Source organism: Sphingomonas sp. Ag1, from assembly GCF_000980895.1.
GTDB lineage: Bacteria > Pseudomonadota > Alphaproteobacteria > Sphingomonadales > Sphingomonadaceae > Sphingomonas > Sphingomonas panaciterrae.
Map to the genome: position 1 here is coordinate 312,251 of NZ_LAZX01000094.1, position 19,169 is coordinate 331,419.

22 protein-coding genes are annotated in these 19,169 nt (G+C 67.2%); all 22 read left to right on the top strand.

Translation table 11 applies throughout. The annotated features are described in order from the left end of the window. The first annotated feature begins 8 nt into the window (after positions 1-8). The 22 genes from XM50_RS14335 (at position 9) to XM50_RS14435 (ending at position 19,169) form a co-directional block, all read left to right on the top strand. Positions 9-644, top strand: a complete 636-nt coding sequence (locus XM50_RS14335; RefSeq protein WP_052742585.1) for a hypothetical protein — start codon at positions 9-11, stop codon at positions 642-644. A gap of 124 nt (positions 645-768) precedes the next feature. Next, positions 769-990: a hypothetical protein gene (locus XM50_RS14340; protein ID WP_046410438.1), complete on the top strand. Its 222-nt coding sequence runs from the start codon at positions 769-771 to the stop codon at positions 988-990. Between the two features lie 4 nt (positions 991-994). Beyond that, a complete protein-coding gene (locus tag XM50_RS20160; RefSeq protein ID WP_156167265.1) occupies positions 995-1,159 on the top strand; it encodes a hypothetical protein in 165 nt (54 codons plus the stop codon). Continuing rightward, entirely contained in the window at positions 1,156-1,794 is a 639-nt protein-coding gene (locus tag XM50_RS14345) for a DUF3164 family protein (RefSeq protein ID WP_046410440.1), read from the top strand. The genes XM50_RS20160 and XM50_RS14345 overlap by 4 nt, the downstream gene beginning before the upstream one ends. Before the next feature lie 4 nt (positions 1,795-1,798). Beyond that, positions 1,799-2,089, top strand: a complete 291-nt coding sequence (locus tag XM50_RS14350) for an HNH endonuclease signature motif containing protein (RefSeq protein ID WP_046410441.1) — start codon at positions 1,799-1,801, stop codon at positions 2,087-2,089. A gap of 182 nt (positions 2,090-2,271) precedes the next feature. Beyond that, a complete protein-coding gene (locus XM50_RS14355; protein WP_046410442.1) occupies positions 2,272-2,757 on the top strand; it encodes a P27 family phage terminase small subunit in 486 nt (161 codons plus the stop codon). A gap of 4 nt (positions 2,758-2,761) precedes the next feature. Then, positions 2,762-4,540 carry a terminase large subunit gene (locus XM50_RS14360; RefSeq protein ID WP_231621989.1) on the top strand — a complete coding sequence of 593 codons (1,779 nt, stop codon included), beginning with the start codon at positions 2,762-2,764 and terminating at the stop codon, positions 4,538-4,540. After that, positions 4,537-5,841 (top strand): phage portal protein, encoded by a 1,305-nt coding sequence (locus XM50_RS14365; protein ID WP_046410444.1) that lies wholly within the window; start codon positions 4,537-4,539, stop codon positions 5,839-5,841. Before XM50_RS14360 ends, XM50_RS14365 begins: the two co-directional genes overlap by 4 nt. Then, on the top strand, positions 5,822-6,430 hold the full coding sequence (locus XM50_RS14370) for an HK97 family phage prohead protease (protein ID WP_231621990.1): 609 nt from the start codon (positions 5,822-5,824) through the stop codon (positions 6,428-6,430). Before XM50_RS14365 ends, XM50_RS14370 begins: the two co-directional genes overlap by 20 nt. A 71-nt stretch (positions 6,431-6,501) precedes the next feature. Then, positions 6,502-7,791, top strand: a complete 1,290-nt coding sequence (locus tag XM50_RS14375; protein ID WP_046410447.1) for a phage major capsid protein — start codon at positions 6,502-6,504, stop codon at positions 7,789-7,791. A gap of 113 nt (positions 7,792-7,904) precedes the next feature. Further along, on the top strand, positions 7,905-8,366 hold the full coding sequence (locus XM50_RS19240; protein ID WP_156167266.1) for a hypothetical protein: 462 nt from the start codon (positions 7,905-7,907) through the stop codon (positions 8,364-8,366). A 1-nt stretch (position 8,367) separates the two neighbouring features. After that, on the top strand, positions 8,368-8,898 hold the full coding sequence (locus tag XM50_RS14385) for a head-tail connector protein (RefSeq protein ID WP_046410448.1): 531 nt from the start codon (positions 8,368-8,370) through the stop codon (positions 8,896-8,898). Continuing rightward, positions 8,895-9,242 (top strand): head-tail adaptor protein, encoded by a 348-nt coding sequence (locus tag XM50_RS14390; protein ID WP_052742587.1) that lies wholly within the window; start codon positions 8,895-8,897, stop codon positions 9,240-9,242. Before XM50_RS14385 ends, XM50_RS14390 begins: the two co-directional genes overlap by 4 nt. Further along, complete coding sequence (locus XM50_RS14395) at positions 9,239-9,691, top strand: HK97 gp10 family phage protein (RefSeq protein WP_046410449.1); 453 nt, start codon at positions 9,239-9,241, stop codon at positions 9,689-9,691. Before XM50_RS14390 ends, XM50_RS14395 begins: the two co-directional genes overlap by 4 nt. Beyond that, positions 9,684-10,073: a hypothetical protein gene (locus XM50_RS14400; protein WP_197075561.1), complete on the top strand. Its 390-nt coding sequence runs from the start codon at positions 9,684-9,686 to the stop codon at positions 10,071-10,073. Before XM50_RS14395 ends, XM50_RS14400 begins: the two co-directional genes overlap by 8 nt. Positions 10,074-10,139: 66 nt before the next feature. Beyond that, entirely contained in the window at positions 10,140-10,577 is a 438-nt protein-coding gene (locus tag XM50_RS14405; protein ID WP_046410451.1) for a phage tail tube protein, read from the top strand. Positions 10,578-10,580: 3 nt separating this feature from the next. Then, a complete protein-coding gene (locus tag XM50_RS14410) occupies positions 10,581-11,018 on the top strand; it encodes a GTA-gp10 family protein (RefSeq protein ID WP_046410452.1) in 438 nt (145 codons plus the stop codon). Between the two features lie 395 nt (positions 11,019-11,413). Continuing rightward, the gene (locus XM50_RS14415) at positions 11,414-14,911 is read left to right on the top strand and encodes a tape measure protein (protein ID WP_231622030.1); all 3,498 of its coding nucleotides are present in this window, start codon (positions 11,414-11,416) and stop codon (positions 14,909-14,911) included. After that, positions 14,911-15,504, top strand: coding sequence for a hypothetical protein (locus tag XM50_RS19245; RefSeq protein ID WP_156167267.1), 594 nt, complete (start codon positions 14,911-14,913; stop codon positions 15,502-15,504). The genes XM50_RS14415 and XM50_RS19245 overlap by 1 nt, the downstream gene beginning before the upstream one ends. Beyond that, positions 15,504-16,091: a hypothetical protein gene (locus tag XM50_RS14425; RefSeq protein ID WP_046410456.1), complete on the top strand. Its 588-nt coding sequence runs from the start codon at positions 15,504-15,506 to the stop codon at positions 16,089-16,091. The genes XM50_RS19245 and XM50_RS14425 overlap by 1 nt, the downstream gene beginning before the upstream one ends. A gap of 12 nt (positions 16,092-16,103) precedes the next feature. Further along, positions 16,104-16,526 carry a DUF6950 family protein gene (locus XM50_RS14430; RefSeq protein WP_046410457.1) on the top strand — a complete coding sequence of 141 codons (423 nt, stop codon included), beginning with the start codon at positions 16,104-16,106 and terminating at the stop codon, positions 16,524-16,526. 3 nt (positions 16,527-16,529) lie between these two features. Next, positions 16,530-19,169, top strand: a complete 2,640-nt coding sequence (locus XM50_RS14435) for a gp53-like domain-containing protein (protein WP_046410458.1) — start codon at positions 16,530-16,532, stop codon at positions 19,167-19,169.

Below are 19,169 nucleotides of genomic sequence, written 5' to 3' on the forward strand. Positions count from 1 at the left end.
GCGCCTTCATGACCATCACGACCGATCGGGAGCGCCAGCGCTTCAACCACCTGGTGCTCGGCCGGCAGCGGCCGAAGCCGACGCGCACGCGCAAGACGCGCCGCAGCTCTCCGGCGATCATGGTGCTCGAGCCTGGGATCGAGGAGCGCGTGCAGCTGCGCGAGCGCTGGTCGCACAAGGCGCAGGGCACGCCAGAGACGCACGAGCACGCCGATCGCGCCCGCCGGCGGCCGGGATCGCTCGCGCGATTGTATTCGACCGGCGCGATCGACGCCGACCAGCTGGCGGCCGCTGACGAGATCGCCGCTGCCTATCGGTCCATCACTTCTGGCGTCTCCATCAAGACGGCGAGCCTTGAGGCGCGCATCGATGGCGGCGCGCATGGCCGGGCGGAGCACCACGCGCTCGGCACCGTCTTTGCCGACTTTGCCTATGATTGGTGGCGCTCGGCGGTGGGCAGCTCGGCCGAGGCGCTGCTCGCGATCATCGTTCACGACGTCGGGCTGACGATCGTCGCGCGCCGTTACGGCCTCAGCATGCCCCGTGCGCGGCGCATGCTCACCGAAGCGCTCGATCTGTGGTGGACCGGCCGGGGCACGACGAAGCGCGCCGCGCGGGCCGCGATCGCGGCCGATCACCCCTGACCGTTCGGGAGGTGCCCGAACCAGCGGGGCGCAAAACCGACACGCAGACGGCAAAAACGACCCCGCCACAGCTGCGTTCGAAACCCGCCATCGAGCGGGCTTTCGCGTTTTTGGAGCCTCCCAGATGGCCCAGCCCAAGTCCCTCTACGACGATCTCGTCAGCGTCAGCGGCGACCTCGACGTGCTGATTGCGGACATGAGCAACGGCCGGCCGTCCCAGACAAGACACGACGGCCACATCGACCAGGTGGAAGGGCTCGCCGCGCGCTTGCGCAAGGCCGCACGTGGCCCTGGTCGATCAGTTAACCCGCCGCTCGCCAAGGTTGGCACCGGCTACCTCTGGTGATCCGATGATCAATGCGGTGAAGGCCTTGGCGGATCTGGAAGCCGTCCCGGGCGAGGTCGTGGCTGTGCCGAAGGCGCAATTCGCCGAGCTGCTCCGCGAGCTGGCGCTGCGTCAGCCCGCGCCGCAGAGCCTGTCGATCTTCCGCGTAGTCGGCGCCGCGGCCGCATGACCGACGCCTCGCACCCCGCGGCCGTCCATGTCGGCGACGCGCTGTATCTCCGCGATGCGAAGGGCAGCTTGGTGCCGATCGAGGCGGTGAAGCCGGTGGATCTGCTGATGGACGAGAGCGTGCGCGGAATCATCGGCCGCGCGACTGCTGCGTCGGACACGGTCCGCATGTTCAAGCGCGAGACCTTCTCCACCATCACCGCGCTGCAGGAGCTGATCGCGCAGCAGTACGGCACCACTCTCGGCGGCAAGAAGGGCAACATCACCCTGACGTCGTTCGACGGTTGCATGAAGGTGCAGCTGCAGGTGGCTGACCTGATCGAGTTTGGCCCCGAGCTGCAGGCCGCGAAGCTGCTGATCGACGAGTGTCTCGCCGAATGGTCGGCCGACAGCGGCGCCGAGATGCGCGCGCTGGTCAACCGCGTGTTCCAGGTCGACAAGCAAGGGCAGATCAACCGCGCCGAGCTGTTCATGCTGATGCGTGTGGAGAGCGCCGACGAGCGCTGGAACCGCGCAATCAGCGCGATCCGCGAAAGCATCCGCGTGATTGGTTCGCGCGAATACGTCCGGTTCTACGAACGGCCGACGCCCGACGCTGCGTGGCGGCCGATCTCGATCGACCTCGCCACCGTCTGAGCGCATGCCGTTCCAACCGCCGTGCTTTGGCGCTCGGCCCAAGGCGAAGGCGCACGTCAGCCGGTTCAGGCATGAGCGCCTGCGCGGCCGAGCCGGCGTTCGGCAGCGTGAGCAGGTCAAGAGCGAGGAGCCGCTCTGCCGCAAGTGCCTGGAGCGCGGCGAGGAGCAGCCCACCGAAGAAGTCGATCACATCAGGCCGCTCAGCGAGGGCGGCTCGAACGATCGATCGAACCTGCAGGGCCTCTGCGGGCCGTGCCACAAGGCCAAGACGCGGCGCGAGAGCCGTACAGGCTGAACGCGGCGATCGGCTCTCCTGGACCCCTCTGCGGCCCCTCCGACCCCCTCCCGACCCCCTCGACCCCGCCGGGCCGGGGGGGAGGGTCGATCCCTCGACGGCCGCCTGGCCGGACACCGGGGGTCAACCGGATTTTCGCGCGGGCGAATTCAAACCCAAAATGATCCCCGGGGGAGACGGCCATGGCGAGCGGTGGATCCCGCCCCGGCGCGGGGCGAAAGCGTAACGCGCCGGCGCTCGCGATGACGGCCGCGCAGCGTGCGGCGTTGCCGGCGCCGACCGGTGCCGCGATGATTCCGCCGCTGCATTTGTCGGATCTCGCGCAGCTGCTCTTCGCCGATATCGCCGGCATGCTTGAGGCGCAGGGCCGGGCGGATCAGCACTTCGCGCAGGTGGTCGCTCTTCTCGCGCAGCGGCTCGAACAGATCCAGCGCTGGCAAGCGGTGCTCGAAATGACGGGTGACACCTGCACCAGCAAAACCGTCCGCAAGGTGGACGGGCAGCAGGTGATCACCGAGATGATCCGCGCCCGCCCCGAAGTTTCCATGCTTTCCGAGGCCATGCGGCATGCTCAGTCGCTGCTCGGCGAGCTGATGCTCAGCCCGTCGGCCGCCATGAAGCTCGGAGGTGGCAAGAGCACCGAGGCGGACGAGTTCGCCGGCTTCTAGTCCGGTGTCTACAGCAGCAGGCCTGCCAACGCGGGACTATGCCCAGATCGCGCGCCAGTACGCCGGCGACGTCGTGGCGGGGCGGATCCCAGCCGGTAAGCAGATCCGTCTTCAGTGCGAGCGGTTCCTGGCGGAGCTGGTCCGCAGCGCGTCCGACGACTTTCCGTACCGCTTCGATGAGGCAAAGGCCTCTCGGCCCTGCCGCTTCGTCGAGCTGCTGCCCCATACGAAAGGCCTATGGGCGCGCCAAAAGAAGCGGCTGATCCTTGAGCCGTGGCAGATCTGGAACATCTGCGTCGTCTTCGGGTGGGTCCATAAGGAAGGCTCGCAGAAAGACACCCGGCGCTTCCGTCGCTGGTTGCTGGTTGTGCCGCGCAAGAACGGCAAGTCGGCGATCGCGTCCGGCATCGCGCTCTACATGCTCTGTGCCGACAATGAGTATGGCGCGGAAGTTTATTCCGGTGCGACCAACGAAAAGCAGGCTTGGGAGGTTTTCAGGCCGGCGCGCCTGATGGTGTCGAAACTCAAGGCGCTGAAAGACAAGTTCGGGATCCAGCTGCTCGCCAAGCAGCTGCTGCGTCCTGACGATGGATCGCGGATGGAAACCATCATCGGCGACCCCGGTGATGGGCAATCGCCGAGCTGCTCGATCCACGACGAATATCACGAGCACGCCGACGACGCCCAGATCGACACGATGATCACCGGCATGGGCGCGCGCGACCAGCCGCTGCAGCTGCTGATCACCACGGCCGGCGAGAACCTTGGCGGCCCTTGCTACGCGATGATCCTGGAGCAGCGCGAGCGGCTCAACGGCATCGGGCATAACGGCGGCCCGCCGCTGGAAGACGACACGTTCTTCGCCGAATATTCGATCGACGAGGACGACGACTGGAAGTCGGAAGCGGCGCTCCGGAAGGCCAACCCGAACATCGGGATCTCGGTTGGGCTCGAATATCTGCTCGCCCGCCAGCGGGACGCGATCGCCACCCCGCGCAAGCGGGCGATCTTCAAGACCAAGCATCTCAACCTCTGGGTCGCTGCAAAGGCGGCCTATTTCGATATCGAAGCGTGGCGCCGGTGTACCGACGCCACCATCCCGATGAAGTTTGCCGATGCTCAGACGCTCGAGCGCCTTGTCGGCCGGCGATGTATCATCAGCCTCGATCTTGCATCGAAGGTCGATATCGCGGCGATCGAATATCTGTTCCCGCCGCTCGGGCCGCGGGCGACCAAGGAAGATCCGTACATTCGGCTCGGCCGGTACTTTCTGCCGACCAAGGCGGTGGAAGACGTCAGCTCCTACCAGGGCTGGGACGCGCAGGGCCTGCTGGACGTCAACGAAGGCAACATCACCGACTTCGAAGAGATCGAGATCGCGATCGACGAGGCGCGCAAGATCTTCGACGTCGAAACCATTGCCTATGATCCGGCACAGGCGACCATGCTGGTCAACCGCCTGGTCAAGGAAGGCGCGCCGGTCCTCGAAGTTCGGCCTACCGTCGTGAACTTCTCCGACCCCATGAAGCAGCTGGATGCTTTCATGCGGGCCGAGCTGATCCGTCACGCCGGCTGCCCGGTGATGGAATGGCAGGTCGCCAACGTCGTCGCCCAGCTGGACGCCAAGGATAACGTCTACCCGCGCAAGCCGCGGATCGAGGCGAAGATCGACAACCCGGTCGCGCTGATAGCGGCCCTCGCTGTCGCACTCACCAAGGAGGAAGAAACGATGCCGGCTTCCCCCTGGGATGATCCCGACTTCAACATGGTGCCCGACGAATGAGGTTGTGGCCCTTCGGCGGGGATCGCGAAACGCGATCGTTTGAGCGCACCGACACCATCACCAGCTCCGCCGAATGGGGCGACTGGGCGCAGTTCCTCGGCATCAGCAACAACGCGGCCGAGCTGCCGCATGTGACTGTCGAGAGCGCGCTCGAGGTTCCGGCCGTGTTCGACGCGGTCAACTTCCTCGAGCGCATGATGGCGACCCTGCCGCTCCACAGCTTCCGCGATCGTGCGGGCAAGGCGGAGAAGATCGGCGGCGAGCTGCAGATGCTGCTCAACGAGGCGCCGAACCCGGAATGGACCAGCGCCAATTGGCGCCGGTATATGTGGCACGGCGTGTTCACCGGCGGCCGGGGCGTTAGCTATATCGAGCGCCAGGGCGGCAAGCCGGTCGCGATCTGGCCGATGGACCCGACGGCAACGACGGTCGTGCGGCGTGGCGGCCGCAAGTTCTACCGCTGCAACGGCCAAGAGTATGCCGCGGCAGACGTGATCGACATCACCTTCGCACTCCGGCCCGACCAGCTCAGCGCCTATGGCCCGATCCACATGGGCCGCAAGGCGATCGGCCTCGCGATCGCGATGAACAATTATGCGGCTGGCTTCTTCGCTGGCGGCGGCATCCCGCCGATGGCGCTGGAGGGACCGCTGCCGCAGGGGCCGGAGGGCCTGAAGCGGGCGACCGAGCAGATCCAGCGCGCAATCGACCTCGCGCGCAAAGCCGGCCGTGCCTTCTTCGGCATGCCGCCAGGCCACGCTCTGAAGCCGATCGGCACCGACCCTGACAAGGGTCAAATGACCGAGGCACGGTTGTTCCAGATCCAGGAGATCGCGCGCCTGTACGGGCTGCCGCCTGTCTTCCTGCAGGATCTGTCTAAAGGCACCTTCTCCAACACCGAGCAGCAGGATCTGCAGCTCGTGAAGCACCTGGTCGTGCATTGGGCGGTGATTTTCGAGCAGGAGCTGAACCTCAAGCTGTTCGGCCAGCGCCGGCGATCGCGCGAGGTGAAGCACAACCTCGACGGCCTGCAGCGCGGCGACTTCAAGAGCCGGATCGAGGGCCTCGCCCGTGCGATCCAGACCGGTCAGCTGATGCCCGACGAGGCGCGCGCGCTGGAAGATCGCGCCCCGGATCCGAGTGGCCACGGCGGCAAGCTGTACATCCAGGGGGCGACGGTGCCGCTCGGTACCGTGCTCACCGCCAAGATCGGCCACAACGGCGGACCACCGCTGGAAGACGACAAGCCCGCCGGCGGCGGCGAAGCCAAGGACGATGACGATGCCAGCACCCAAGATTGACGGGCGCGAGACGCGCGCGATCATCACGCCGCTCGAGCTGCGCTCGGCGGACGATGCGATCCGCACCGGCGTCGGATATGCCGCGCTGTTCGATACCTGGACCGATATCGGCGGCATGTGGCGCGAGCGGATCGCCCCGGGCGCCTTCACCACCTCGCTGGCGGAACGCGACGTCCTGGCGCTGCATAGCCACGACAGCGGTCGCGTGGTCGGCCGCAAGGGCGCCGGCACGCTGATCCTGCGCGAGGACAGCAAGGGGCTCGCCTTCGAGAACCCGCTGCCGGACACGAACGATGGACGCGACCTGATCGTCCAGCTCGAGCGCGGCGACATCGCCGGCATGTCGATCGGCTTCGTGTCTGTCCGATCGGAGTGGGACGAGACCAAGGAGGTGACCGAGCGCACGATCCTGGAGGCCTTGCTCTTCGAGATCACCTACACCGCGTATCCCGCTTACCGCGACACCGAGGTGGCGTTGCGCAGCCTGGAGCTGCTCCGCGACGAGCGGCGCGATCACAACCGCGCTGGTGCCGGCGCGCGTCTGGCAGCGCGGCGCGCCCGCCAGGCGCAGCTCGAGCGCGGGATCTAGTCACCGGGCCCAGCCCGAGGCGCACGTCGGCGCTTCAAACCGACGCCATCCCCTGAACCCCGGAGACATCGATGATCACTTTGACCCAGCTGCATGAGCAGCGCGGCACCCTTGTCACGCAGGCTCGCGCCGCGCTCGGCGAGATCACCGCAAACACCGACGAAGCGCGCACCGCCGAGCTGGAAGCGCGCCACGACACCATCATGGGCGAGCTGGACGCGCTCGACCGGAAGATCGAGCGTGAAGAGCGCATGGCGCGTGCTGAGGCGCGTGACCTGGAGCTGCGCGAAGGCCGGCGTCCGAACGGTGGCGATCTTGAGGTGCGCGGCCACGATGGTGAGAACCGCGGCGGCGAGGGCGAGGACGTCGAGCGCGTCCAGACCGAATATCGCGACGCGTTCTTCGGGATGCTCGCGGTCGGCGGCGACGTGTCGCAGCTCAGCAACGAACAGCGCTCGGCTCTGCGTCGTGGTTATGTGGAAAACCGCGCGCAGACCGCCGGCACCCCGGCCGCCGGCGGCTTCACGGTGCCGCGCACCCTTGCCGCACGGATCGTCGAGGTCATGCGTGACTGGGGCCCCATGTATGATCCGACCGTCACGGACGAGATGATCACCAGCTCGGGCAACCCCTATGACGTGCCGACCAACGACGACACGACCAAGGGCAGCGCGCCGCTGGCAGAGGCTGCCAACCTGACCGACGACGGTTCGGGCGATCTGGTGTTCGGCAACACGTCGATCGGCGCCTATGTGTTCGCGACGCCGTGGCTGCAGATCAGCTTCGAGCTGCTGCAGGACTCGGCCTTCAACGTCGAACAGTTCATCGCACGCAAGCTGGGTGAGCGCCTCGGCCGCGGCGCGAACGGCAAGTTGACGATCGGCACCGGCGTGAACGAGCCGCAGGGCATCGTCGGCGCCTCGACCCGCGGCAAGCTCGCCGCCTCGGCCGCGGCGATCGCGGCAGACGAGCTGATCGACCTGCAGCACTCGGTCAATCAGGCCTATCGCCGCAGCCCGCAGTGTCGCTGGCAGTTCGCCGACACCACGCTGGCGGTGGTTCGCAAGCTGAAGGACGGCCAGGGCAACTACCTGTGGCAGATGGGCGATGTGCGCGCCAACGCGCCCGACGTCCTGCTCGGCAAGCCCTATTCGGTGAACGACGACGTGCCGGCGATCGCCACCGGCGCCCGCTCGGTGCTGTTCGGCGACCATAGCCGCTACACCGTCCGCAAAGTCGGCTCGCCGCTGATCGGCACCGTGCGCGAGCGCTTCTGGCCGAAGGTCGGGATGGCGGGCGTGATCCGCTACGACGGCAAGCTGATCGACGCCAACGCGGTCAAGCACCTCCAGCAGGCCTGATCGAGCAAGGGAGGCGGGCCGCCAATGGCCCGCCTCTTCTGTCAGCGGCAGGTGCGCCTGCCTCTTACTGAGGAGATCCCGACATGGCGAAAGCCCCAACCACCCGGAAGACCATGCGCGCGATCGCCGCGGCAGCCGCAGCGCCTGCGCCAGACGCGCCCGCGACCGAAGCCGCTCCCTCGGCCGACGCGCCCGCATCCGAAGCCGCTTCTCCGGTCGACGCGCCCGCATCCGAAGCTGTTCCTCCGGCCGACGCGCCCGCGACCGAAGCCGCGGCCCCGTCCGATGCGCCCGCGACCGAAGCCGCTCCTCCGATCTACGCGCCTGCGACCGAAACCGCTTCTCCGGTCGACGCGCCCGCATCCGAAGCTGTTCCCCCAACCGACGCGCCTATGACTGCAGCCGCTCCCCCGGTCGCCGCACCCGTGATCGGAGCGGAAGCCATCCGCATGCTGGTCGGCCAGGAAGGTCCGGCTGTTTCGCGTGCTCGCGGCCAGGAGCTGACGATCGGCACCGACATCGATGCAGACGAGGCGCAGCGCCTCCTCGATGCCGACTTTGCGGAGCGCATCTGACATGCTTGGTCCGCTCGCCACGATCAGCGAACCGGCGGTCGAACCGATTGAGCTTGGTTCGGCGAAGCGGTTCCTGCGTGTCGACGGCACGGCGCAGGACGATGACATCCGCATGTTGATCGGTGCGGCGCGCCGGGATCTCGAGCAGACCACCGGTCAGCGCCTGATTGAGCAGACCGTCCGCATCCGTGCCTTCCGCTTTTCGGATCTGGCAGTGCTGCCAGTCGGACCGGTGATGGCGATCGTCGATATCACCTACCTGGACGGCGCGGAGCGGAAGTCGGTCGATCTCGAAACCGTCTACCTGACGGGCGCTGGCCTCGAGCGCGGCATCGATCTTGTTCCGGGTTATAGCTGGCCAGCGCATACCCGCGGGCCGATCGTGGTCGATCTGAAGGTTGGCTACGGGCCGACCGGCGCATCGGTGCCGGAAAACCTGCGGTGGGCCATGTTCGCCCTGATGCGCGGCAAGTTCGACGATCGCGCCGTCGATATCGAGGGCCTGGTCGTGAATGACCGGATCTACGGGTGAGCGCGCTCGATTCACGCCGGCTCAAGCACCAGGTGGTGCTGCAGGAGCCGGACAAGATCGACAACGGCGCCGGCGGGCGCCGGCCGAACCCGGCAAGCGGTGGTTGGCGCGACGTTGCCGAGCCCTGGGCCGAGATCGTGGCACTGCGAGGCCAGGAGGCCGTTCGCGAGAACATCAATCGTGCCGTCCAGCTCTGGCGCGTGACGATCCGATACCGCGACGGCATCACGCCGAAGAACCGGCTCGTGTGGGGAGCGATCGTGATGGACATCATCTCGGCCGCGCCGAACGATGCCGGCGACGGCCTGGTGATGACCTGCGAGAGCGGGGCGAACGGCAAATGAGCAAGGTTCGGGGCGCTCGCGCATTCCGCCAGCGGCTGAAGAAGCTGCCCGAAGCCGTATCGGCCGAGATCGTCGGCGTGCTCGACGAAGGCGGTCAGAAGATCCGGGCAGCGATGCAGGCGCGTGCCCGGCGGAAGACCGGCAAGCTCGCCGCGGGCGTGAAGTACAAAGTTTTGCCAAAGACGCTCCGCCTGCAGGTCGGCCTCCTCGGCACGCCGCGCGGTCGCGCCAAGCTGTTCTACGGCTTCATCCTCGACAAGGGCCGGAAGGCCCAGACCGTCACCATCAAGCGCGGCCCGCGCACCGGCAAGCCGATGAAGGTTCGCGCTCGTCAGGGCGACAACTTCGTGAGCGGCCGATATCGCGAGCTGCGCGACCTGATTAATCGGCGTGCCAACCACGTCTTTGATCGCGCTTTGAAGCGTATCGGGGATGGCGGCCGTGATTAAGGCCACCGCCGCGGTCGAGGCCGAAACCTTCAAAGCGCTTGATGCCGGCGTGACCGGGGCGGCCGTGTTCCAGGACGTGCCGGACGACCAGCCGCTGCCCGTCGTGATCATCGGCGAATTGCTCAGTGTTCCGTTCGCCGGCGCCGACGATCCCGATCGGCGCATCACGCTGGTGATCGGCATTCAGGTCGAGGGCGACGAGCGCGGGCCCTGTACCGACATACAGGATGAGGTCGAGGCGCTGCTCGCCGGCGTGACGATCGCAACCGACGACTGGAACCTGCACTATTCGGTCGCCAGCAGCGCGGCCGAGCTGGCCGAGGACGGCTCCGGCTACGTCGGCACCACGATCCTGACGATCCTCGCCTTCAGCAACAGCTGAGGGCTCCCCCTTTCATCAAACCTCGCCCCGCCTCGCCAGCGGGGCTTTTCACATGGGAGAAGCACGATGGCGAAGAAGCTTGGCAACGATTACCTGCTCTGGGTCGATAGCGCGACCGCGGGCACCTATAACCTCGTCAAGGGTCAGCAGGCCCTCTCGATCAGCCGCGATGCGGGTTCGATCGATACGTCCACCAAGGACGATTCCGGCTACGGCACCTCGGCGCCGGGGCTCAAGTCGCTGAAGATCTCGCTCGATATGCTGCCGAACCTGCCGGACGCGACTGGCTACACTCGCCTGGAAAGCTTGTGCAATGCCGCCCCGGCGGTGCCTTTCATGGTCCAGATCCGCAAGGGTGGCGCGACCGGCGCTGTCGGCGACGTCGTCTTCGAAGGTTCGGTCTACGGCAACATCACCTCGACCGAATTTGGTCAGAACGATGCCGTGAAGGCGAAGATCGAGTTCAGCGCCGCGGCCGCGCCGGTCAAGGATATCCTGGGCTAAGCCATGGACGCCGCGAACGAGATCCGCGGCGAGGTCGACCTGGTGCTGGAGGGGCAGCGCTTTGTGCTCCGCCCCTCCTACACCGCGATCGTCGCGATGGAGAAGAAGACCGGCGCGCCGCTGATGCAGCTGGCGCAGCTCGCCGAGGCCGGCGCGCTCAGCCAGGAAACGCAGGCGATCGTCGTGACCGAGCTGGTCCGCGCTTGGGGGCGTGGCCTGGTCGTCGACGAATATGCATCGGCCGCGGACAAGGCGATCGCCAGCTCGGCGCGCGGCGCGAACGTCGATACGATCGGCGAGCTGCTGTACCCGGTCGGCGTGATGGCGGTACAGCCGCGTATCGCCTTGGTGCTCGGCCTGGCGCTGACCGGGGGTTGCCTGCCCTCGGGGGAAGCGAAGGCGGCGGAGACGACGATCCCCGAGATCCCCGCCGTCGAATAGCAGGCATCGCCTCGACCGCACTCGGGTGGGCGGCAGGGCAATTCTGGCACGCGACACCGCATGAATTCTGGGCCGCTTTCGAGGCCTGGAAGGCGATGAACACGCCCAGCGAGGAGTGAAGCATGGCAGCTCCGACCGACGTCAAGCAACTGCTGCTCCAGGTGGATGCGTCGGTCGAGCTGCTGCGCCGTAATCTCACGGCTGGACAGGCCCGGGTCGACCAGTTCGCCGGCGATACGCAGCGGCGCCTCGACGGCCTTGATCGCCGCTTCGGCGAGGTCGGCCGCCCGCTGACCAATCTCAACACCTCGATCGCGGCCACCAAGCGGCAGATTTCGTCGATCGGCGCGTCCGTGGCGCAGACCGAAGCAAGCGTGCGGCGATCGGCCGAAGGCATGAAGGCGGCGCTGCTTGGCTCCGCTGCCGGCATCGCTTCTGCGTTCAGCGCCGACCAGCTGAAGGACTATGCCGACGGCTATACGCGGTTCACCAACCAGCTGAAGGTCGCGGGCCTAGAAGGGCAGGCGCTCGGCAAGACGCAGAACGACCTGTATGCGATCGCGCAGCGCTACGGCATCCAGCTCGAAAGCACGGGCGCGCTGTATGGCCGCTTGAGCCAGGGCGCGAAGGAGCTGGGCGCCAGCCAAGCCGATCTTCTCCGCTTTGTGAGCGGCGTTGGCGCCGGGCTGAAGGTGCAAGGTGGTGACGCGGCGTCCAGCGCCGGCGCGCTGCTGCAGCTCACCCAGGCGCTGGGCGGCACGTATGTGCGCGCGGAGGAATTCAACAGCATCAACGAGGGCGCGCGGCCGATCCTGCAGGCGGTCGCCAACGGTATCGACAAGTACAAGGGGTCGGTCTCGGCACTCCGCGAGGACGTGATCGCCGGCACCCTGACATCGAAGGACTTCTTCCAGGGCTTCCTGGACGGTTCGAAGCAGCTTGAAGCGCAGGCCGCGAAAGCAAACCTGACGATCGGCAATTCGTTCACCGTCCTGAACAACGCCCTGGGCAAGTATATCGGGGAGACCGATGCCAGCCTCAGCGCAACCGCCCGGATCGCAGGCGGCATCGAGACGCTTTCCAACAACCTCGACACTATCATTCCGGCGCTGACGACGATCGCCGTTACGTTCGGCACCGTGAAGGCTGCCGGCCTGGCGGTCGGCGGTGTCTCGGCCGTGCTCGCGACCGTGATGCAGACCGATCGGGCGCTGGCACAGCAGATCGTGCTCGGGAACGCGACCTATGTCAGCCGCGCCCAGCTGGCCGCGCGCTCGGCGGAGCTGGCCGCAGCCGGCGCGGCGACCGAGGTTGCGTCGATCGAGAGCACCATTGCTGCTCGCCGGGCCGAGCAGATCGCGCTCGCCGAGCAGATCGCAGCGGAGCGCGCGCTGGTCGCTGAACGGCAAGCCGCGGCCCGGGCGGCCGCTGTTTCGCTGACGCAGGGCGGGCTGAACGGCCGCAATGCCGCACTCGCGGCGCAGGCGAAGGCGAACAATGACGCCACCTTTGCCACCCAGCGCCTCGCCGCGGCCCGCCAGCGGCTTGCTGCGGTGGATGGCGAGCTGGCCGTCGCCGAGGGCAGCCTTGCCGGCGCTCAGGCCCGGTCAACGGCCGCGACCAACCTCGCAGCTGCTGCAACCACCCGGGCAACGCTCGCGGCACGCGCCGGCGCGGCCGCGTCACGCCTTTTCGCGGGCGGTTTGACCCTGATTGGTGGATCGGTTGCCGGCGGGGCGGCGGTGCTGGCGATCGGCGCGCTGGTTGGCGCCATGGTTCTCTATCGGAATGCTTCGGTCGCGGCCGAGGAGCGGAACAAGGCAACGGTCGTGGCGATGCGCGAAACGGCTGAGGCCAGCCGTCGCCTGAACCAGGGCTTGGCGGAGCTGGCGAGCACCGGCGCTGCTGCTGCGTCAGGCATTGCGCAGGCGGGATCCTCGGCGACCAGCGCGACCGGCAAAATGCTTTCCTTCGCGGGCGCGGTGGGAGAAGCGGCAGAGAAGCTGCGCCAGTTGGCCGTGGCGCGTCGTCGCGAGCAGATCCTACAGTTCACGACCGAGTCGGTCGCAGCTGAGAAGCGAGCGAATGAGGCACAGACGCGAATTGACGGGCGACGCCCGCGTGTATCGTCGACGTTCGGTAGCGCCGGGTATGCGGTCCTAAGCACAGCAGATCAGCGCGCGAACGCGGCGGACGCCCGCATTATAGCGGAGAGCCGGGCGAAGCAGGGAGAGGCCGCTCGCGCGGCTCAGCGCGCAGCGCTGATCCCGCTGGATGCCCGTATCCGGGAGAGCGATCGCAACGGAGGCCGCGACATCGAGGGTGAGCTGGCGCGCGTCACGCGTGACCTGACCATCGCACGCGAGCGCGGCCATCGGAGCCAGATCGACACGCTGCAGGCGCAGAAGTTCGAGCTGACGCAGTACAAAAAGTACCGCAAGGATGGCCTGTCGCCCGAGGCCGCTCAGCAGGCCGCCACGGCAGATGCAGGTTCGTTCCGCAACGCCTCGGCCGGCGCGCAGGGCGACCGTGACGCCAAGACCGGCGCCGCGGCCCAGCGCAAGGCCGATCGCGAGGCCGCAGCGGCAGATCGCAAGGCAAAGGCCGAGGTCCGCGACGCCGCGGCAGACGAGCGAGCCTACAGCGCGGCCGAGCGCCAGGCGAACAACGATATAGCCGCTGCCCGCGCCGATCTGACCAACTCCGCTATCGAGCGGGCCAAGATTGAAAAAGATCGGATCGACGCCGAGCGTCTGAACCGCAACAACGGGATTGCGCAGCAGGCGAAGCAGGGCGGCCTCGGAGATGGCAAGGTTGCGGAAACCCGCAAGCTCGAGCTGCAGCGCCTGAACGACGAACGCGCGAAGCTGGAGACCGACGTCGTTGATGCCAGGGAGCGTCAGCGCGAGGCGGACGAGGCGCTCAACATCGCGTCGGCCAACCGGTCCAACGAGGTCGAGCTGCTGCAGCGGCAGAGCGACCTGGTCACGACCGCCAGCGAGCGCCGGGATCTCGAACAACGCATTCTCAACATTCAATACGAGGAAGAGCGCGCAAAAGAAGAAGGCGTGATCGCGTCGCGCGACTCGACTGAGGCGCAGAAGAAAATAGCCCAGCAACGATTGGCGCTGCTCGGCCGGCTGCAGGCGGCCGACCAGCAAAGCGTCGACCGAAACAATGCCGGCCCGCTCGATCAATATCGTGAGCGTCTGCGCCGTACCGTTGGAGACACAAACGAAGCGCTGCAGGGCGTTGCGGTTGACGGTCTGGACAGTCTCGAGAGCGGACTGGTTGCGATCGTCAGCGGTACGGAAAGCGTTGGCTCGGCCTTCAAGAAGATGGCGACGTCGATCATCGCGGATCTCGCGCGCATTGCCATCAGGAAGGCGATCGTCTCGGCGATCGGCGGCAGCTTCTTCGGAATGGCTACCGGCGGGAAAATCGAAGGCCGGGCGACCGGGGGCAAGATCTCGGGTCCGGGCACAGGGACGTCGGACAGCATCCTTGCTCTGATCGACGGTGAGAAGCCGTTGATGGTGTCGAACGGCGAGTCAATCGTCACGGCCGCAGCGACCGCCAAATACTGGCCGATCATCGACGCGATGAACAAGGGCAGGGTGCCCGGCTTGGCGACCGGCGGAATTGTCGGCTCACCGAAGCTGCCCAGCGTTGTTGCGCCGAGCTTGCCGAGCCTCAGCGGCCTCAGCGGCCGGCCGCAGCGGATCGCGGTCGACCTCAACGCGACGATCGACGCCGCCCCCGAGCTCGAAGTGAAGATGCAGAGCGTGGCGGTTTCCACCGTCGGCACCGCGGCCGAGCCGATCATGGCCGGCGCACAGGCGCGCACGATCCGGCGTCTGCAACGTCCGGGCTTGCCAGGAGGGTGGGGCTGATGCTGATCCCGTTCCCGGCCGCGCCGGTACCAGCGAAGATTGACTGGGCAATCGACCAGCCCGCGCAGGTCAACCGGGGCGAATTCACCGCCAAGCGCCGTGTGGCGCTCCTGTCCGCGGCCCCGCGCTGGTTCGCTCAGGTGACGCTCCCGCCAATCCTGGGAGAGGAACGCGTCCTCGACTGGCGTGCGTTCCTGGTCGACCTGGACGGCGTCGCGAACAGCTTCCGCCTGGTGGCCGTCGAGCGCGACCAGCTGCCGGCCGGCATCGCGGTGAGCGTCGACGGCGCCGGCCAGGGCGGGCTGCAGCTCGCCACCCGGGGTTGGGGCGCCGCAGGGCAGAAGCTCAAGCGCGGGCAGTTCGTGACGGTCGGCGATCAGCTGCTGATGCTCCGCGCACCGGTGATCGCCGACGCGATGGGCAGGGCGGTGCTGTCGATCAAGCCGTACCTGCGCCTTACGCCGGCGAACGGCGCGCTTCTTGAGGTCCGGCGCCCATATGCGGTGATGGCGATGTCCGACCCGCGCAACGGCTGGTCGGTCGGCATCGGGCAGAACTATGCCGTGTCGTTCGCTTGCGAAGAGGCGTTCTGATGCAGAGCCGCCCCGACCAGGCAGCGCTCGCCGCGCTCGCCGCGGACGTGCGCCGTTCCGTGACGTTCTGCTTCCTCGATCTGGCTGATGGGCCGGTGCGGGTCACCAACGCCCCGTACAATTTCACCTTCAGCGGCACCGGCGACGAGGATCTCGACGGCTTCACCTTCACGGCCGTGGATCCGCGCATGGTGGCGGTCGGATCGGTGAAGGCGGCCGAAGGGGGCAGCGACACGCTGACGCTGACCCTGTCGGGCCTTGCCGGCGTCGACGACGAACTGATGACGCAGCTCGGCGATCGCGCGAACTTCGTCGGTCGCGACTGCCGGCTCTGGCGCGGGATGCTCCACCCGGAGAACCTGACGCAGATCGGGGCGCTGTGGAGCTACTACACCGGCTATATGTCGGTGCCACGGGTGGTCGGCGATCGAACGTCGCAGACGATCCAGCTCAGCGTTGAATCATACCTGGCCTTCTTCGGCCAGGCGTCGAACCGGACGTACATCGACCAGAGCAGCTTCGACCCGGGCGACCGCTCGGCCGAGGTCGCCATCGCGATCGCCAACGGCGCGAGCCGTCGCACCTAACGAGGAACGCCCATGCATCGCTATCCCGATTGGGATGCGCGGCTCGCCGCGTATCTCGAACCTCTTCGCCTGCGTCCGTTCGCCTGGGGCAAGCACGACTGCTGCATCTTTGCGGCCGGCGCCGTCGAGGCGATGACGGGCGTCGACCCGATGCCGGAGTTCCGCGGGCGCTACACGACCGCGATCGGCTCTGCGCGCGCACTGCGCCGCTTCGGCCGCGGCGATCTGGCAGCAACGCTGGACGGCAAGTTCGAGCCGGTGCCGGCCGCGCTGGCCCAGCGCGGCGACATCGTGATGTCCAGCGGCTTGCTCGGCATCTGCTGGGGACCGTTCCTGTTCGCGGTCGGGTCCGAAGGCGACCGCGAGGGGCTGGTCCGGATCGATCGCCGCGCGTGGGTGGAGCCGCGCGCCTGGCGCGTGGCCTACGGGTTCTAGGCCGTGGCAAAGGCACTCAAGACGGTCGGCATGATCGTCGGCGCCGCGGCGCTGATCGCGACCGGCGTTGGCGCCGTGGCTTTCGGAAGCATCGCGGCGCTGAGCGTGGCCGGCATCTCGACGGGTGCGCTGTTTCTCGCCTCGTCGGGGCTCACCCTCGCTGCTGGCTTGCTGCAGAAAGGCCCTTCGGTTCCCGGATCGCAGGCGCAGCGCCTGATCGCTTCGGTCGATCCGCGTGCCTTCCGCAAGACGGTGCTCGGCCAGACGGCGATGGCGACCGACATTCGCTACGAAGAATGGTCGGGCAAAGACCAGGAATATTGCGACTGGATCATCTGCCTCGCGAGCCACGCGATCGACGGCGTCGAAGAGATCTGGATCGACCAGGAGCTGGCGTGGGCGGCCAGCCGCGGCGTGTCGGCCAAGTTCGCCGGCTACTTCAGCGTCCCCAACATCATTCTCGAAGGTTCGCCGGCCAACGCCTTCACCTTCGGCTCGGGAAAGTGGAACGGATCCACCCGGCTGACGGGCTGCGCCTATCTACGGCTCCGCTTCAAAACCTCTCCTAACGGCAAGAAGGCGACCAGCCCTTTCGCAAACGGGATCTCGACCCGCCTGACGATCATCGGCCGCGGTGCGAAGCTCTACGATCCGCGCCGTGACTCGACGGTGCCGGGCGGCTCGGGCCCGATGCGCTGGAACGACCAGTCGACCTGGCGCTATCGGGCGGACGACGGCGTTGTCATCGGCGAGAACCTTGCGCTGCAGATCCTGCGCGTCGTGCTAGGCTGGCGGATCCGCAACCCCGTCACTGGCGAAATGCGGCTCGCGACCGGCTCCGGCGTGCCCGGGCGGCGGATCGGCCTGCCGTCGTTCCAGGTCGCAGCCAATCTGTGCGACGAGCTGGTCAACCGCTCGGCCGGCGGGCAGGAGCCGCGATACCACGGCGCCGGCGTAATCTCCGAGGGCGACGATCCCAAGACCGTCCTCGACATGCTCTGTGCCGCCTGCTGCGGCCGGTTCCGCGACACCAACGGCAAGCTCGAGCTGGCGATCGCGCACAACGACCTGGCGGCCGCGGCGGCAGACGACGGGCTGAACGAAGACGACGTGGTCGGCCCGTTCACCTGGGATCCCGATCCGTCGCTCGAGGCGACGCCCAACGTTATCCGCGGCCGCTACGTCGATGCGACCGCGGCGTCGCTCTACCAGCTGATCGACTATCCCGAGGTGCGGATCGCCAGCCCGGACGGGCAGGACCGCATCGCCACGCTGGATCTCGGCGTGGTGGAGAGCCCGAGCCAGGCGCAGCGGGTCGCGTCGCAGGTGCTGCAGCGCAAGCAGTACCAGCGCGCTTTCACTGCGCCCTTCGACATGCGCGCGTGGAAGTATGGCGTCGGCGACGTCGTGCCGTTCACCTTTGCGCCGCTCGGCTTCCGCCGCGCGCTGTTCCGGGTCGCAGATCAGGAGCAGGGGCAGGGTAGCACGTGCGTGATGACGCTGACGGTCGAGCACCAGGCGATCTATGCCTGGGATGCCAGCGACGCGGCGCCGGTGCTTGCGGCCGACCCGATCATCTACGACAAGGGCAACAACCCGCTGATCCTCGCGATCGGCGAGGCGGCCGAGACGGCATTATGGACCGCGGTCGAGGATAACGATCCGAGCCGTCCGCGACCGCAGGACGGCGCCACGGTCGGCGCGCCCAACGGGACGCCGGTCGGCGATCGTTTGGCAGAGGAGATCAACCGGCTCACCGTCCTCAACGGTTCTAACTTCCTTGGCGGTGTCCTGCGCACGGATGCCTTGGCGGCGCTCGTTGACGTTCGCACCTTCATCAATGGCGAGGCGATCGGCACCGTCATGACGAGGGTGCAGGAGCAGGTGACCGACGGCTTCACCAGCTTCGCGCAGGATTTCTCGATGCTCGCCGCCAAGAACACGGCGGGCAATGGTCTGATCCTCAACGCGGCTGGCGTGTACATCGATGCCGATCGCCTGCTGACCACCGTTGTGGAATCGCTGGAGCAGTCGTCGAGTGAGCACGACGCTTCCATAACCAAGATCGACGAGATCCTGTTTGATGCGAGCGGCGCCACGCTGCGCTCGATGAATGTCCTCAATCTGGACGGCGCGATCACCGGCACGGTGAACACGCTGACGGGCGAGGTCGGCACCTACACGATCTACGCCGATGTCTTCCAGATCGTGAACCCGAACGGGGGGCAACCTTTCTCCCCCTTCTCGATCGCCGAAGACGGTACTGTCGAGATGATAAACGTCCGCGTGAAGACGCTGGCCTACGAGGCGCTCGTGCCGCTGTTCGGCGGCCCCTTCAACGAGCTGACCAGCACCCATACGGTGCAGCAGCTGCCGGGTGGGCTGCTCCGGATGACTGGCAAGCTGCGCGGGTCGATCAGTTCGGAAACCCAGTTCAACATCGTCTGGCCACGCCCTTTCCCGAACGCCTGTGTGGCGCGCGGCGCGCAGGTCTGGAATGCGACCTACAGGACGACCGCCGACCTGTGGATCGAGAACATCGGCGAGCCGACCCAGACAGGGGCGGTTTTCGCCACTCAGGCAGCGCGTGGTGACGTCAACGTCAACATCGGCGGTGTCGACTGGTGGGCGGAGGGCTATTGA